Annotated in this window: 16 protein-coding genes; 9 read left to right on the top strand and 7 right to left on the bottom strand. The window is 32.5% G+C overall.

Annotated elements, in window-relative coordinates; genetic code table 11:
- Positions 1-26: 26 nt before the first annotated feature.
- Positions 27-1,799: a tetratricopeptide repeat-containing sensor histidine kinase gene (locus tag OEA66_RS11605; protein WP_267281517.1), complete on the bottom strand. Its 1,773-nt coding sequence runs from the start codon at positions 1,797-1,799 to the stop codon at positions 27-29.
- A gap of 131 nt (positions 1,800-1,930) precedes the next feature.
- Between OEA66_RS11605 and OEA66_RS11600 the strand changes: the two genes are divergently transcribed.
- The 5 genes from OEA66_RS11600 (at position 1,931) to OEA66_RS11580 (ending at position 7,418) form a co-directional block, all read left to right on the top strand.
- On the top strand, positions 1,931-2,506 hold the full coding sequence (locus OEA66_RS11600) for a hypothetical protein (RefSeq protein WP_267281516.1): 576 nt from the start codon (positions 1,931-1,933) through the stop codon (positions 2,504-2,506).
- An 11-nt stretch (positions 2,507-2,517) separates the two neighbouring features.
- Positions 2,518-3,669 (top strand): hypothetical protein, encoded by a 1,152-nt coding sequence (locus tag OEA66_RS11595; protein ID WP_267281515.1) that lies wholly within the window; start codon positions 2,518-2,520, stop codon positions 3,667-3,669.
- A gap of 98 nt (positions 3,670-3,767) precedes the next feature.
- Positions 3,768-4,442: an SIMPL domain-containing protein gene (locus OEA66_RS11590; RefSeq protein WP_267281514.1), complete on the top strand. Its 675-nt coding sequence runs from the start codon at positions 3,768-3,770 to the stop codon at positions 4,440-4,442.
- A gap of 140 nt (positions 4,443-4,582) precedes the next feature.
- Positions 4,583-6,178 (top strand): DUF4139 domain-containing protein, encoded by a 1,596-nt coding sequence (locus tag OEA66_RS11585; protein ID WP_267281513.1) that lies wholly within the window; start codon positions 4,583-4,585, stop codon positions 6,176-6,178.
- Between the two features lie 46 nt (positions 6,179-6,224).
- Complete coding sequence (locus tag OEA66_RS11580; RefSeq protein WP_267281512.1) at positions 6,225-7,418, top strand: vWA domain-containing protein; 1,194 nt, start codon at positions 6,225-6,227, stop codon at positions 7,416-7,418.
- 209 nt (positions 7,419-7,627) lie between these two features.
- Here OEA66_RS11580 and OEA66_RS11575 read toward each other — a convergent pair whose 3' ends face one another.
- Complete coding sequence (locus OEA66_RS11575) at positions 7,628-8,833, bottom strand: NAD(P)/FAD-dependent oxidoreductase (protein ID WP_267281511.1); 1,206 nt, start codon at positions 8,831-8,833, stop codon at positions 7,628-7,630.
- A 113-nt stretch (positions 8,834-8,946) separates the two neighbouring features.
- Between OEA66_RS11575 and OEA66_RS11570 the strand changes: the two genes are divergently transcribed.
- Positions 8,947-9,327: a SpoIIAA family protein gene (locus tag OEA66_RS11570; protein ID WP_267281510.1), complete on the top strand. Its 381-nt coding sequence runs from the start codon at positions 8,947-8,949 to the stop codon at positions 9,325-9,327.
- Between the two features lie 40 nt (positions 9,328-9,367).
- Here OEA66_RS11570 and OEA66_RS11565 read toward each other — a convergent pair whose 3' ends face one another.
- Positions 9,368-10,570 (bottom strand): MFS transporter, encoded by a 1,203-nt coding sequence (locus OEA66_RS11565; protein WP_267281509.1) that lies wholly within the window; start codon positions 10,568-10,570, stop codon positions 9,368-9,370.
- A 169-nt stretch (positions 10,571-10,739) separates the two neighbouring features.
- Between OEA66_RS11565 and OEA66_RS11560 the strand changes: the two genes are divergently transcribed.
- The gene (locus OEA66_RS11560) at positions 10,740-11,591 is read left to right on the top strand and encodes an AraC family transcriptional regulator (protein WP_267281508.1); all 852 of its coding nucleotides are present in this window, start codon (positions 10,740-10,742) and stop codon (positions 11,589-11,591) included.
- 164 nt (positions 11,592-11,755) lie between these two features.
- On the opposite strand, the gene lipA is transcribed toward OEA66_RS11560, so the two are convergent.
- Positions 11,756-12,622, bottom strand: a complete 867-nt coding sequence (gene lipA / locus OEA66_RS11555) for a lipoyl synthase (protein WP_055983032.1) — start codon at positions 12,620-12,622, stop codon at positions 11,756-11,758.
- A 108-nt stretch (positions 12,623-12,730) separates the two neighbouring features.
- Between lipA and OEA66_RS11550 the strand changes: the two genes are divergently transcribed.
- Positions 12,731-13,363 carry a hypothetical protein gene (locus tag OEA66_RS11550; RefSeq protein ID WP_267281507.1) on the top strand — a complete coding sequence of 211 codons (633 nt, stop codon included), beginning with the start codon at positions 12,731-12,733 and terminating at the stop codon, positions 13,361-13,363.
- On the opposite strand, the gene OEA66_RS11545 is transcribed toward OEA66_RS11550, so the two are convergent.
- On the bottom strand, positions 13,364-13,924 hold the full coding sequence (locus OEA66_RS11545) for an RNA polymerase sigma factor (protein ID WP_267281506.1): 561 nt from the start codon (positions 13,922-13,924) through the stop codon (positions 13,364-13,366).
- Positions 13,925-14,070: 146 nt separating this feature from the next.
- On the opposite strand from OEA66_RS11545, the gene tyrS reads away from it, so the two are divergent.
- On the top strand, positions 14,071-15,366 hold the full coding sequence (gene tyrS, locus OEA66_RS11540; RefSeq protein WP_267281505.1) for a tyrosine--tRNA ligase: 1,296 nt from the start codon (positions 14,071-14,073) through the stop codon (positions 15,364-15,366).
- A gap of 54 nt (positions 15,367-15,420) precedes the next feature.
- Here the strand turns inward: tyrS and OEA66_RS11535 are convergent, their stop codons facing one another.
- Both OEA66_RS11535 and OEA66_RS11530 read right to left on the bottom strand, forming a co-directional pair.
- On the bottom strand, positions 15,421-15,822 hold the full coding sequence (locus tag OEA66_RS11535) for a hypothetical protein (protein ID WP_267281552.1): 402 nt from the start codon (positions 15,820-15,822) through the stop codon (positions 15,421-15,423).
- 308 nt (positions 15,823-16,130) lie between these two features.
- Positions 16,131-16,580 carry a hypothetical protein gene (locus OEA66_RS11530; protein WP_267266617.1) on the bottom strand — a complete coding sequence of 150 codons (450 nt, stop codon included), beginning with the start codon at positions 16,578-16,580 and terminating at the stop codon, positions 16,131-16,133.
- Positions 16,581-16,742 lie beyond the last annotated feature (162 nt).

Genomic DNA, 16,742 nt, shown 5'->3' with positions numbered 1-16,742 from the left:
TTGAGATTAAGGTTGAGGTTTTGTTTTTAGAAATTCATTATAATCTTTACAAAAACCCCATTTTCAGAATCTTTTACAGAACACGAAATATCTTTTTTATACAAATCATTCAACAGCGCAATCCTTTCTAAAGTATTTTTCATTCCGCGGCCTTTTCGGGTTTTCTGATGTTCGGTTTTTTGTTTTTTACTTTCTTCAATTCCAATACCATTATCTTCTATGAAGATGTTTAGAGAATCGTTATTTTTTTCAAATTTTAAGCTCAAAAATCCTTTTTCTGTTCTGTATCTTAAGCCGTGCCAGATTGCATTTTCAAGAAACGGCTGTATCAACATGCCGGGAACTTTTAAGCTTTGGGTATTTAAACTTTCGTCAACTTCAATTTCGTAATCAAACTTATCTGCAAAACGGGTTTTTTCTAAAGCTAAATAGTTTTGGAGCAAATCTAATTCCTGCTGAAACGGAATAAAATCTTCTGTAGAATTTTCCATCACGCCACGCATCAATTTTGAAAATTTGGTTAAATATTGATTAGCCTCTAATTCGTTATTTGTCGCAATAAAATGATTGACAGAATTTAAACTATTAAAAATAAAATGCGGATTCATCTCCCGACGAAGCGACTGCAAAGCAATTTTTTTGTTTTTGATCTTGACTTTTTTCAACGTTCTGAAAATGAAAAACATCAAACCAATTAAAATCAGTAAAGCTCCAATTAAACTATAATTGAATAGATTTTTCTTGCGAATCAACTCGTCTTTCAGTTTCTTTTCCTGTAGAAGCTGGGAAATTTTTTGTTCAGTATCTTCAAGAATTTTATTATCCACCAAACTTCTGTCTTTCGAAACCAAATCAGGTAATTTCCCTAGAAAATCACGGTACAATTGCACAGAAGCATCGGTGTTTTGAGAAATTGCGTACAAACTATCGAGTCTTTTGACACTTTTTTGCGCTTCCAAAGTGTGACCCTTATTCAAAGCGATATCGTAAGCATTTTTTAATAAAATTATGGCTTCTTTCGGATCATTTTTTTTAATGTAAATATCTGCAAGCTCTTGAATCTGCTCAACTTTTTTCTGAGAATTATCTTTTACAAAATCTTCTTTTAAAACTTCTTTTTTAGCTTTAATAGCTTTGTCAAAATCTTTATTTCCAACATACAAATCCGTCAGTTTCTGATTAATTGCTAAGGCTTGTTGTGGCGCATTATCTTTCGAAATTTTGTACGCATTTGTGAAGTTTTCTTCCGCTTTGGGAATATTTTTTTGTTCAATATTCACTTCTGCCATTTGGCTGTAACTTGCGGCTAAGTCAGCATTTTCATTTTCCTTTTTGCTGATTTCTATATTATTCTGAATCGCTTCCGCTTTTTGAGCAACTGAAGGTGAAGAAAGTCTTGAAGCGTCATTAGAATTTAAAGCCCTGCTTTTTTTAGAAAAGCTTTCTTTGGATGCCGCCTGATAATTACTGATGGCGTCTTTCGTTTTGTTTTGTCTCTCTTGAGTTTGAGCCAGTTTTCGGGTTACCTTTTCAAAGTTTTGCTTGTCATTGAGCTTTTCGTAGATATTTTTAGATTTAATAAAATACTCTTCACTTTTTGGAAAATTTCCGCTGTTGAAATAGGTTTCGCCAATATTGTAATACGAATCAGCTTCTGCAGATTCATTTTTAGTATCAACTGCTTTTTTAAGCTTTGAAGATTCGGCTACAATTTCTTTTGTGTCTCTGCTGCTTTGCGAATACAAATTATTCGCAGAAAACAAGATCAAAAAAAACGCAAAAAGCCTAATAAATTTCATAAAACAAAGATATACATATAATTGATGTACGAAAAATGATTCACCAAGTGAAAATCTTCATTCACCAAGTTGACTTTATATTGTTTTTGAAAGGCTATTAAGTTTGCAGTATAATTTTAAACTTAATTCTCATGAAAAAATTATCTTTTTTATTACCTATTGTATTGGTATTTTCTAATTTTCAGATTTCTGCTCAAACCAAATTAATCTCCTATAAAAGTCACAGCGGAGATATGAAATATTTTGAAAAAAGTATTGTAGAAGACCGTTACAACACCAATTATTCTAATCTTGGAGTTTTGCCGGAAAGATACGTAACCAATTCAAAATTGGATAGCGTCATTATCATTGACGATAAAAAAAGCGTAATTGTAACCTCAACATTCTGCAAAACCCGAAGAAGCGAAACCCCAGAAAAATGGAAACCGGGAAGAGATACCGTTTACAATCATCAAGTTTTTTCTAATGATAACATAGAAGGTATGAAAAAAACGCTCAAAGAAACATACAACTTTCAGAATGACATCGACAGTACTGTTTTCCTGAAATATGACAAGAAAACGAAAGAATACAAACCCATTTCTACGAAGAGAAAAATAAAAACTGCTGAAGTAAAAAGTTCAAAATCCAAAGAGGAAATGATGTGTCTTTTTGTACTAACAATTGCTGTTTTTGCTTCTTTATCTATTTATAGAAAAAATCGCTAAAAAGCATTTCTGTGGAATTCAAATCAATATTTTTCAGAAAGATTGCTACTTTTTCTGGTATTTTTCTTCTTCAGTTTATTCTGTTTTTCCCATTGGGTTTTCTAACTAATTTACAGTTAAAAGCTACTTATTTTATATTTGGAGATTTTACTCAATTTCTTTTAGAGAATTTACTTAATAAAAAGAACAACAGAATAGATTACAGTTCGGATAGTTGTTCCATGTTGATTTTAATTATTATTTTATTGATCACTTCGACAATTTTCAGTTTTCTGATAAAGAAAAAATGGACAAAAAGTTTTTTATTAATAACAGAATATGTTTGTGTAATTTACATTTCTGTAATTCTGATAAAATACGGCGTTGATAAAATTTTCAAAACACAATTTCCAGAGCCTGAATCGAATATTCTGTTTACAAAATTTGGAAATTTAGACAAAGACATTTTATTCTGGAGTACGATTGGAACGTCTAAAATATATAATAATATTACTGGTTCAATTGAGATTTTTTCCGGCATTTTATTGTTATTTAAGCGATCTCAGTTTTTGGGATTATTGATAGCAATGATTTGTTTTAGTCAAATATTAATTATCAATATCAGTTTTGATATTTCGGTGAAATTCTTTTCATTGATTTTACTTTTGATGAGTATTTTTCTGTTAAGAAAAAAAGGCTGGAAACTCTTTCTGAAAATGATTAAACTTCCGAAAGAAACTTTTCTTGACAAAACTTCAGTTCTTCCGTATAAAACTTTTTTAAAGATTCTGATTCTAGGAATCGCATTTATCAAAATTGGGATGCCGTATTTAGATGAAAATTTTCACACCGATGACAAAATTAATTCAACACAATTAAAAGGAGTTTATCAAATCACATCTTCCGAAAGTCCATACCAATATGTATTCTTTCATAAAGACCAATATTTGATTTTCATGGAAAAATCTTCAGAGAAGATGACTGCATTTCATTATGATATTTCTTTTGATAATCAAATTATCATTGAAGATTATCAAAAGAATATTTCCAAACACTTATTCGTAAAAAATGAGAAAGATGCTTCCATTGCTTTTTCTTTTAATCATCAGACAATTTATGCTAAGCTTATTCCTTACAAAGAAATGAATGCACTACAGGACAGATTTCATGTTTTTGTTGATTGACAATTATTCCACCAAGTGAAAACCTCTGTTTACCAAGTTTACAAAATTTCAGTTTCTATTCGCAGTAATTTTACTTTAGAAATTTAAAATAAAACATTATGAAATTGAAACACCTTTTATTAGTAGGGATTTTTGCAGCAGGAAGCTTGGTGAATGCGCAGGAAATCAAAAAAAACGCAATTGAAGTAACGGGAGTTGCCGAAATGGAAGTAGAACCGGATGAAATCATTTTTAATATCGGAATAAAAGCCGACAATAAAAACCAATTGGCAGACAGCGAAAAACTTTTATTTGAAACCCTGAAAAACAACAGCGTGAAAAATGAAGACATTAAATTCAAATCGATGTACCAGAATTTATATTCGAAAACGACAAAATTTACTAAGAGTTTTCAGTTTAAAGTAAATGCAAAAACCAATGTGAGTAAGCTTTTTGAAGATTTAAATCAAAAATGGGTAAGCAATCTGAATATTGCAGAAATTAAAAACACAAAAATTGCAGATTTCAGAAAAACCGTTAAAATCAATGCCTTGATAGCAGCGAAAGAAAAAGCAGATTATATTTTGGGAAGTATTAACAAAAAGACAGGTGATGCGATAGAGATTACAGAAATTGAAGATTATATGAGTGATTCTATTCTTCCCGTTGCTTACAGAAGCAAAATGGCCAACGTACAGATGGAAGCAGCAGACCAAAGTGTTGATTTTGCTTTTGATAACATCGAAAACATTAAGCTGAAATTCAGCATCAAAACAAGATACGAAATTCTTTAATAGGTGAAAAGACAGTCTGAAATGGCTGTCTTTTTTTTATCTAAAAACTTCCACCAAGTGAAAACCTAAGTTCACCAAGTCTTCAAATTTCCGGTTTCTAATCGGGGTAATTTTACTGTAGAACTTTAAAATAATAAACAATGCGACACTCTTTTTTTATATTCATTTTTATGGTTTCGTTTTTTAAATCTCAGGAAATTAAAAAAGAAATCGATGTGAAACAAGCCACTGTATTTTTGCAGGGAGCAAAAGTTTTCGGAAGCACGAACATTACTCTTCAAAAAGGAAGAAACACCATAAAAATCATCAATCTCCCTAATGATTTGGATGAAAATACCTACAAAATCAATCTTGAGAAAAACACAACCCTTTTGTCTATCACTCCACAAAGCAATTATCTTAAAAATGATGAAATGACCGATGGCGAAAAAAAACTGGATGATGAAAGAAAAAAATTTCAGAGACAGGTCAATTTATTAAATATTCAGATTAAAAATTTAGCAGGCGAACAAAATATCATTAATGATAATATTAAAGTTTCAACGAACGATAAATCGACTCCGCAGGAACAACTTATTAAACTGACAGAATTTTACAGAAAGAGAATGCTGGAAATCGACAATCAGGCTTTTCTTCTGAATGAACAAAAAACTACCCTTGATGAAAGCATTGCCAAAATCAACAAACAATTTGCCGAAGAACAGACTCATAAAAATACCAACACAAAAGAATTGATCCTCGAAATTCTTGCTGACAATGAAATGAATCTCAATCTCGGCGTAAGCTATATTGTTTCTAATGCAGGTTGGGTTCCTTCTTATGATTTGCGGGCTTTATCCACCAAAAAACCTCTGGAAATTGTCTACAAAGGGAAAATTTACCAAAAAACAGGACAAGACTGGAACAATGTGAAACTTTTCGTGTCTACTTACAAACCTTCTTATAACCAAAACAGACCTATTTTATCGCCATTGTATGTAGCAGAATATTCGCCTCATAATTATGATGATGCAAAAGTTGGATATATGCAAAAAGCGAAGGCTGATATGTCAAATTCTTATCAAATGCGAGCTGAGGTTGCTGCACCAAGTCAGATTCCTGTTGCAACGGTTTCTGATAATCAGATGAATGTTTTGTATGAATTGAAATTTAACCAAACCATTGTAAGTCAGGAAAAAGAGCAATATGTGATTTTAGATAAGAAAAATGTAGAATCTACTTATAAATATCATACGGTTCCGAAACTTAACAATCAGGTTTTCTTAATGGCTTTCGTGAAAAACTGGCAGAATTTAAATCTTATTTCTGGCGAAGCGAATATTTATTTTGAAGATAATTACATCGGAAAAACGAATATCACAAGCAATTATGTAAAAGATGAGTTCCCGATTTCTCTTGGTGTTGATGAAAGAATTGTGGTGAAAAGAATCAAGCTTGAAGATAAAACTTCACAGAAAGCACTCAACTCAAATAAATGGGAAACCGAATCTTATCAAATAACCGTGAGAAACAATACGAAAGAAAATATCGAATTGGAAATTCTTGACCAGCTTCCTCTAAGTGAAAACTCAAAAATCACGGTAAAATCTTTAGAAATCGGTAACGGAATTTATGATGAAAAAACCGGAAGCATTCTTTGGAACAGAAATATTTCCAGCGGAAGTTCAGATAAAATCAATTTCTCTTATGAAGTAAAGTATCCTAAAGAGATGCAGATTCAATATTACAGCAGATAGTTTTAGAATCAATCAAAATCTTAATTAATCATTAAAAACATATAATATGTACACATTGAAAATTTTAACAGTAACAGCAAGTGTAATTGCTTTTTTGAGTACAGGTAAAATTTCAGATAATCGTTGCAGCAGCAAGGCCAACGATAGAGAAGTGATGGAAAGTAATATTTCTGCAGAACCGCAAATTTCGGTTTCAAAGGATAATAAAATTCAGGTGGCTTTGCTTTTGGACACGTCTAACAGTATGGATGGCTTAATAGATCAGGCAAAATCCAGACTTTGGAATATTGTCAATACTTTAACCACTTTAAAATACAACGGAAAAGCGCCACAAGTAGAAATTGCTTTGTATGAATACGGAAACGATGGTTTGAGCGATGAAAATTTCATCAGACAAGTTACTCCGCTTACGCAGGATTTGGATTTGGTTTCAGAAAAACTTTTCGCTTTAAAAACCAATGGCGGAAATGAATATTGCGGAGCAGTCATTCGTGACGCCTCAATCAATTTAAAATGGGACGGAAACGAAAAAAGTATGAAGTTAATTTACATTGCAGGAAATGAACCTTTTGACCAGGGAAGAATCAACTACAAAGAAACGGTTCCTCAGGCGAAGAAAAAGAACATTTACACGAATACAATTTTCTGTGGTGGAAGAGATGAAGGTATTCAGTCAAATTGGCAAAACGGAGCCGTTTTAGGAGACGGAAAATTCTTCAATATCGACAGTGACCAAAAAGTAATTTATATTGAAACCCCTTATGATGTTAAAATTTCACAGTACAATTCTCAATTAAACGACACCTACATTTCCTATGGAAGCCGTGGCTCGGAAATGAAAAATAAACAGGCAATTCAAGATGTTAATGCAGAATCGGTCTCTTCTTCCAATGCCGTGGAAAGAGCAGTGAGCAAATCTAAAAAGAATGCTTATAAAAATGATCACTGGGATTTGGTGGATAGAGTTGAGAAAGACAAAAGCTATATTTCATCGGTAAAAGAAGAGGAATTACCGTCAGAATTAAGAGGAAAAAGCAAAGCTGAAATCACAAAAATTGTTGCTCAAAAATCTTCAGACCGGGAAAAAATTCAAAAAGAAATTGAAGTTTTAGCGAAAAAAAGACAAGAATTCATTGATGTTGAAACGAAAAAGCGTGGAAATTCAGAAAGTGATGATTTTGGAAAAGCCATTGAAAAATCGATTGCGGAAATTGCCAAGAGAAACGGGTATAGTTTTTAGTTATAAGTATAAATTTTGAGTTTCAATATTCGAAATTCAAAGTCCTGAAAGGACGATTTAATAAAGGATAAGATGAAATCCTAAGTATGATTATTCCAAGAGTAGAAATACTGTGAATGTTAGTATTGTTTATTTTTGTTTCGGGCTCGGCTTCGCCGAGCCCGAAATTTTTTCAGTCAATTTTTCAAACGGTAAATTTTAAAATATACTCATCTTCCAAATTTAAAATATTCCGAAAGTTGGTGTGTTTCATTTCTCATAAACGCAGAAACCATTTCCATTCCCGTTACTGAAAATGTAATTCCATTTCCGCCAAAACCTAGAACAAAATAGGAATTTTTAAAATTGTCGTGAGTTCCAATGTAAGGAAGTCCATCCTTTGTTTCTCCAAAAGTTCCTGCCCAAGCAAAATCAGTATAAAAATGATAATCAGGTTTTATTCTTTTTAAATGTCGGCGAATATCTTTTTCTTTTTTCGTTAAAAGTAAATCGCGTTTTTCAGGATCAGAAAAATCTTCGTCTCCACCTCCTATCAAAAGTCTTTCATCATCGGTGGAACGCATATAGATGTAAGGTTTATCGGTATTCCAGACTAAAGTTTGTTCGATATTTTTAAACTTATCCGTATCAACTTCAGAAACAATCGCAAATGTGCTCTTCACATTAACAAAATGTTCTTTAATCATCGATGAACTCTCATAACCAACGCAATAAATAATCCTTTTAGCTTTAATACTAAAATTATCTTTGGTTAGAGCCAAATTATGATCTCTGAGATATTTCACAGACTTCATTTCCGTTTTATCGAAAACTTTTAAACCTTTATTCACATTAAATCTCAATAACTCATGGGCAAATTTAAATGCATCAATACTTGCGCCTTGTTTAGATAAAATTCCACCATATGTATTTTGGAAGCCAAATCTTTCTTCAACATCTTCAATTCCCAGCCAGGTTACATTGAATCCTGCTTTTTTTCTGGCTTCATACTCTTTTTCAAGCCAAACTGCATCTTTCTTTTTTGAAGCAAAATATAATGACTGTTTTCTTTTAAAACCCGAACGAGCTTTTATTTCTTTAGTGATTTTTTCCAGATCATCTATGGATTTCGAGCAAGCTTTATAGCTTTCTACCGCACCTTTTTCGCCAATCAATTCAATTAATTTATACAAAGGAGTATCAATCTCATATTGCAACATAGAAGTTGTTGCTGAAGTACTTCCGTTGCAGATTTCTCTTTTATCAATTAGAATAGTTTGGTATCCGTCTTTTATCATTTGATGAGCAATAAGACTTCCGGTAATTCCGCCGCCGATAATAAGAACATCGCATTCTTCATCAGATTTCAGGGAGGGATAGGAAGAGATCAAGCCATTTTTCAAAAGCCAGAAAGGTTCGTTAGATTTCAAGTCCATAGAAAATTATTTTCAAAAGCTCATCAAGAATTGCGCCTTAAACATTGTATTTTCCTATTTATGGTTTAATTATTGATAAATTAATTACACCTAAACCATTTAAAATATAAATTATGATAACGATTATTAATGATGCTCCAGAAAATGTAGCGGCATTCAATGCTACAGGCGACGTAACAAAAGAGGATTTTGAAAATCTAGTTGTTCCTTATGTCAAAAATAAAGTTGAACAATTTGATGAACTGAACTATCTTCTTTATTTGGATACAGATTTGAGTAATTTCACAATGGGAGCCTGGCTTCAAGATGCGCTTTTAGGAATTAAAAATCTATCAAAATGGAATCGTGCCGCGATTGTAACCGATAAAGAAGGTGTACAAAATTTCACAGATATTTTCAGCGTTTTAATGCCCGGAGAATTTAAATCTTTCCCGAAAGAAAACCTTTATAACGCTTTGTACTGGTGTCAAAACGGTAACGAAGTTGAAAGTTAGTTAACAAAAAAGAGAAGCATTACACTTCTCTTTTTTAATTTTATTTATCGCAATTCACAGTTTTTAATTCTAAATCTTTCGCCGAAACTTCATTTGAACGGTAGAGATACATATATCGAATACTGATAATCAAACCAATCAAAGTCATAAATACTCCAACTAACGATGGATAATTATATGACATCCCGCTTTCTAAAGGAATTCCTCCCAAAAATGCTCCCATTGCATTGGCAATATTAAAAGCAGCCTGCATAAATGCTGCAGCCATCATTTCGCTTTTTGGGGCAGCTTTCATCATCATAATATTGATTGGAGCCGCAACAGACATTGACAAAGCACCACAAATGAAAGTTAATCCTAAAGAAACATACTGATATTCTGAAAGGAAAAATACGCCCGATAAAGAAAACATCATTAAAGCCAACAATAAAATACACGTTTTTTCAGGGCTTAATCGATCAGATAAATAACCTCCGACAAGATTTCCAAGAACCATTCCTGCTCCGGCAAGAACCATCACATAAGCCATACTGCTTTCTGCAATCCCCGAAACGACCGTCATTAACGGAGTAATATAACTAAACCATGTGAACAGTCCACCAAAACCAATTGCTGTAATCGCCAAAACCAACCAAGCTTGTTTTCTTTTAAGAAATTTAATTTCTTCTTTAAAATGGGTATCCTGATTCGCCTCCATTGCAGGAAGCCAAAGTTTTAAAAATAACAAAGCAACTAAACCGATAACACCAACAATTGCAAAATACCATCGCCAATGAAATTCATGGCCGATATAAGTTACTAAAGGAACCATCGCTAAATTGGCTACGGTAAGTCCCGTAAACATTAAGGAAATATAAAATGCCTCCTTCCCTTTTGCTGCCATTCTTGTAGCAACCACCGTTCCGACTCCGAAAAATGCTCCATGAGGAAGTCCTGATAAGAAACGGATAATCATCATCGAATTATAATCTGGTGCAATAGCAGATAATGCATTAAACAATGTGAAAATCATCATCAATACAATCAAAACTTTTTTTGGCGGAAACTTTACCGAATATCCAATCAAGATTGGCGCTCCCACAACAACTCCGAAGGCATAAGCCGAAATCAAATGCCCCGCTTCGGGAATACTGATTTGTAAGCTTCTTGCCAAGTCGGGAAGCAATCCCATAATGGTAAATTCCGTTGTTCCAATTCCTAAACCGCCAATGGCAAGCGGAATAATTCTTTTATCAATCTGCATTTTAAATTCTTTAAAATAAACCTTAATTGAAGCAATTATCTATGCTTCTTTTGAAAGCACAAAATTCGATAGAATAAATCATTTAAACTTTAACAGAAATGATATAAATTTGCTCTCTATTAACTTTTTTAGTTTAATTTAAACCAAATATTAATCAAAAGAGAACCTAATGAAAATACAGAAAGAACTTATTCAGTTTGAAGAGGGAAAATCTTTTAAATTATTTTCACCCTCGTTGAAAGATTGCTTCTTTTGGCATTATCATCCCGAAATAGAGCTCGTTTATGTAGAAGCCTGCAAAGGAATCCGTCATGTCGGTAAAAATATTTCAGATTTTAAAGACAGTGAATTGTTATTGATTGGTTCAAATGTTCCGCATCTCAATTTTGATTATAAAATTCAAACAGAGTGCAAGCAACTCGTTTTGCAGATGAGAGAAAATTTCCTTCAGGAACTTATTTTCCCAATTCCTGAATTTGATAATATTAAAAAATTGCTGGAACGTTCTTATCTTGGGTTATCATTTTCAGGAGAAACCAAAGCAATTGTTGTCGAAAAACTTCATCATATTAAAAATGAAAATTCTTTTGTTTCTTTTATGGGTTTAATTGAAATTCTGCAAACCTTAGCCAACTCAAGTGAAGTGAAAGAACTGAACAGTGAAGACACGAGAATAAAGTGGTTTTTGAATGACAAAATCAGGATGGGAACAATTTATGACTATATCCATGAAAATTATGATAAAAACCCGAATGTCAACGTTATTGCTGAAATTGTAAATTTAAGTACTCCAGCTTTTTGCAGATATTTCAAAAAGCAAACCAATATGACGTTCACCGATTTTGTGAATAATTACAGGCTCAATCAAGCAAAATTACTGCTTCTTCAAAATGAATGTGTGACGGAAGTCTGTTTTCAGGTTGGTTTTGAAAGCCTTTCCTATTTCAATAAATTATTTAAAAAATACATTGGCGAAACTCCGTCTGCATTTAAGAAAAAGCATTTGAGTAAAGTTGAATAAGTTTAATTTTTTGTTTGCAGATCTAGCAGCTTACATAGATTGTCTTGATTTTAAAAATATAGCGCAAGTATCTGCGTTATTTGTAAAATCTGCGAGAGTTTTGTAACTCCAATTCACCACAACTACAATAAAAAATCGCTCCAAATTTGAAGCGATTTTTATTTTTAATGAATATGTTTTTCGGCGTGATAAGAACTTCTTACCAAAGGCGAACTTTCTACATGTCTGAAACCTAAGCTTCTCGCAAAATCCCCAAATTCATCAAATTCTTCCGGAGTGATAAATTTCTTTACGGGAAGATGTTTTTTCGTTGGCTGAAGATATTGTCCCATCGTAATAACATCGACATTGGCATTTCTAATGTCTTCAATCGTTTGGAAAACTTCATGCTTTTCTTCACCCAAACCAAGCATTAATCCAGTTTTCGTTCTATTTTGTCCTGCCTCTTTTAAATATCTTAAAACTTCAAGACTTCTTTCATACTTCGCCTGAATTCTCACTTCTCTCGTCAAACGTTTCACGGTTTCCATATTGTGAGAAATCACTTCAGGAGCTACATCCACCATTCTGTCCAAATGTTTTGTTAAACCTTGAAAGTCGGGAATTAAAGTTTCCATCGTTGTTCCCGGAGAAATTCTTCTTACAGCATTTACAGTTTCCCCCCAAAGAATCGATCCCATATCTTTCAAATCATCACGGTCAACTGAAGTTAAAACGGCGTGTTTAATCTTCATTAATTTGATAGAACGCGCTACTTTTTCAGGTTCGTCCCAGTTTACATCCATTGGTTTTCCGGTTTTTACACCGCAAAATCCGCAGCTTCTGGTACAGATATTTCCTAAAATCATGAAAGTTGCCGTTCCTTCACCCCAACATTCTCCCATGTTTGGGCAGCTTCCGCTTTGGCAAATTGTATTTAATTTATATTTATCTACCAAAGTTCTTAATTCTCTGTAATTCTTTCCGGTAGGAAGTTTTACACGAATCCATTTTGGCTTTTGAACGGTAGTATCTTGAACTAAATTCTCCATTTATTTCTCAAATTGAGGTTCAAAGTTAGTGATTTTTTTATCGAAACAATCAAAGACAGACATTGATGAAACATATAATTTCGTAATTTTAAAAACCAAAATATTTTTATGAAGACGACATTTTGCTTTCTCACTCTTATTTTAAGCACATTTTGTTTTGCTCAAAAAGAATTTCAGCCGAAAGGTTCTACAATTAATGAAACCGTTGATGGAGATTTAGATGGCGATAAAATCCCTGAAAAGGTAATTGTTTATAATATTCCTTCCGGATCGGAATTGGGAGATATTCGTGAAATTCAGATTTTAAAGAAAGTTAATAATAAGTGGACGGTTTTAGAAAAATCCAGAAAGGCAATTTTGGGAAGTAAAGATGGCGGAATGATGGGTGATCCTTACATGAGTACCACCATTGAGAAAGGTATTTTAAACATCAGTCATTATGGAGGAAGCAGCTGGAAATGGGGCGGTACAGATAAATACAGATTTCAGAACGGGCATTTTGAATTAATCGGATATTCTTCTGAAAGCGGAAAACCTGAGGAATATTGGACAACCGTAGATTTCAATCTTTCAACAGGAAAACTGGTTTTCGACAAAGAAGTTGTAAATACTAAGGAATATGGAAAATCTAAAAAGGAAACTTTTATTAAAAAAGGAGTAAAAATTAATCTTCAAAATAGAAATCAGGAAAAACAGAGAAAAATTATTCTTCCACAAACCAAAGAAGAGGTGTATTTATAATCAATCCTCTCCAAACTCATTATTTTTCAACAATTCCGCTAAAACTTTTTTGGCGCGCATCACCCGAACTTTTGTGTTGGCGACGGAAATGCCCAATTCTTCAGCAATTTCTTTAATACTTTTTTCTTCAAAAAATCTTAATTTAATAATATCCTGATAATTGGCATCTAAAGATTCAATGGTTTTAATGATTTTCTTTTGTTCTTCATCCGAAATCATCAATTCTTCAGGTGATTTTGCATAATGATTTTTTACTTCATCTAAATTCTCCGTAGGATCTTGATTTTCCCGGCTTTTTCTACGCCAAAAATCAATAATCGTATTTTGAGCAATCGTCAGAATCCAGGTTTTAAACTGAAAATGCGGATCATACATTTCCAATTTGGATAACACTTTCGAAAAGACATTGACGGTAATTTCATCTGCATCATTTTCATCATGAACCTTTTTCATCACAAAAGAAAAAACATCAACCCAAAAAATATTGATGAGTTTGGTTTGTGCTTTCTGGTCTTTTTCCTTTGCCTTCTGGATGAGAGGAAATAATTGCTCGTCTTTCATTATTAACAAATTTATTAAAATTAAAAGATATAGAATTAAAACATTTAAAAATTTAGAGGTTGGGAGATTTCTGCGTAAAAGAAGGACATTTTTTCGCATTCTATATTTACTTATCTTTGCAGCTTAAATTTTAAACTGAAAAAATAATGAATTCCTTTATAGAAGAATTAAAATGGCGTGGTCTTTTTTCTGACATGATGCCCGGAACAGACGAACAACTGAATAAGGAAATGACAACTGCTTATATTGGTTTTGATCCTACCGCAGATTCTTTGCATATCGGAAGTCTTATTCAGATTAAAATTTTGGCTCACTTTCAGCACCACGGTCACAAACCAATTGCTTTGGTGGGTGGTGCAACCGGAATGATTGGCGATCCTTCAGGAAAGTCTGCAGAGAGAAATCTTTTGGATGAAGAAACGCTTCTTCATTATGTAGAATGCCTAAAAAATCAACTTTCAAGATTTTTAAATTTTGAAGGAAATGAAACCAACAATGCAGAACTGGTGAACAATTATGATTGGATGAAGAAAATTTCATTCCTTGATTTTGCTAAAAATGTTGGTAAAAACATCACGGTTAACTATATGATGGCGAAAGATTCTGTAAAGAAAAGACTTTCCGGAGAAGCTGGTGTTGACGGAATGAGTTTTACAGAATTTACGTACCAATTAATTCAGGGATATGATTTCCTTCATCTATACCAAAATAATGGGGTCAAACTTCAGATGGGAGGTTCGGATCAATGGGGAAATATTACTACAGGAACAGAATTAATCCGTAGAAAAGCGCAAGGAGAAGCATTTGCTTTAACAGTTCCTTTGATTACAAAAGCAGACGGTTCAAAATTCGGAAAGTCTGAAAGCGGAGAAAACTATTGGTTAGACAAAAAGAAAACTTCACCTTACAAATTTTACCAATTCTGGCTAAATGCAACTGATTCTGATGCTGAAAGATTTATTAAATTCTATACTTTCTTAGCAAAAGAAGAAATCGAAGCCTTAATTGAAGAGCATAAAACCGCTCCGCACGAAAGAAAATTACAGAAGAAACTGGCTGAAGAAGTCACCGTTTGGGTTCACGGAAGAGAAGAATATGAAAGAGCTTTAAAAGCTTCAGAAATCCTATTCGGAAAGTCGACTGCAGAAGATTTAGTAAGTCTTGATGAAGAAATTTTCCTAGAAATTTTTGATGGAGTTCCGCAAAAAGAAGTGGCTAAAGATGATGTTTTAGGAATTAATATCGTTGATTTACTTTCTGAAAAATCAGGCTTTTTAAAATCCAAAAGTGAGGCTACAAGAGAATTGAAAGGAAATTCAATTTCTGTCAATAAAGAAAAAGCAAATGAATTTTATACAGCCAATGAAAGCGATTTAATTGACGGTAAATTTTTATTACTTCAAAAAGGAAAGAAAAGTTACTTTATAGTAAAAGTAATTTAAACATAAAGAATCCGGCTCAAAAACATGAGCCGGATTTTTTCAATATGATTATTTTTAAAAAGAGTAGCTTGTAGAGGCTGATAAAGCCTGACCGGTTACAGTACTTTCTTTTTTAAGTTCACCATCAACCCAAATTTGAACTTTTAAAGTAGAAGAACTATTTGCTCCGGTTGCATTTACAACGACATTAGAATTATAAACTTGTGTTTCAGTTGTTATTTCAGGGCTCGTCCAAGTTGTTCCGCTTAAACCATTTTCGGTGATAGGATTTCCATCAATTCCATAAACGGCTGTATTAATAGTACTTCCGGATGAGGCTTCAGCTTTGAAAATTACTTTATGAGTATTTTCGGTTTCAGAAACATCATCATCATTCTTACAAGATATTACAAAACCAAAAATAAATGCTGTTATTAGCATTAAAAACGACCCTTTTAATATGTTTTTCAATTTCATTCTTTTCATAATTTCTTTTGTTAAAATATTAACAGCTCAAAACAACAGTTAATTCTCAAAAATAAGAAAAATATTCTACTGAATTTTAGGTGTTTTCGGATATTCTTTTAAATAAAGTAAAATCATTATTGTGATTTGGCTAAAAACTATGAAAAAGTATAATAATGAAGTAGATTCAAAAATGGAATAAATAATATTTATTGTAAATATTTCCATTCCGATGAGCTTGAATTTTATTACGTAAAGATTTGGGAACAAAAAAACCTCTGAGAATTTCAGAGGTTTATATGTAGAATTTTAATATTCGATTATAATTCAAGGAAACTGTAATCAATTGAAGCGCTTTTAGTTCCCGCTCCTGGAGTTGTTTTAACAGTTTTGGCAACTTCTCCGTCAATATATAACGTTAATTCCAATTGAGAATTTGCATTTGGAAGCTCTGCATTTGCATCAAGATTCAGCTGAGATTGGCTAGAATTCACAAAAAATTCGTCGCTTGACCAAACTAAACCTACATGATCAAAAATTGTATTTTGTACAGTCCCAACCTGAGTCACGATAGTTTTAAAAATATGAATCGGTGGTGTTGGAGCAGGTGTTCCAGGAATTATTTTTGCTTCAAATTTCACCAAATGATCTTGAAACTGTTCTTCATCATCATCGTCTTTACAAGAATTAAAAACAGAAGCTACTGAAAATAATATCACTGCTAAAAACGAAAGTCTAAGTAAATTTTTTGATTTGTAAAATTGCTTCATTTCTCCAAATAGATTTTTAATGTTTCAAATATAGGTTTTTTATCAATATAAAAATAACTTTTATGAAAATTTTCCAACAAAGATTTCTAAATAATATCAAATCAATAAAACAGTCACAATACTTATCTGCATTATTATTCAACAAATTATTCTTCTGAATTT

Origin of the sequence: Chryseobacterium luquanense, assembly GCF_026460945.1 — a bacterium.
Taxonomy (GTDB): Bacteria; Bacteroidota; Bacteroidia; order Flavobacteriales; family Weeksellaceae; genus Chryseobacterium; species Chryseobacterium luquanense.
This window is presented reverse-complemented; position numbering and strand designations above follow the sequence as displayed.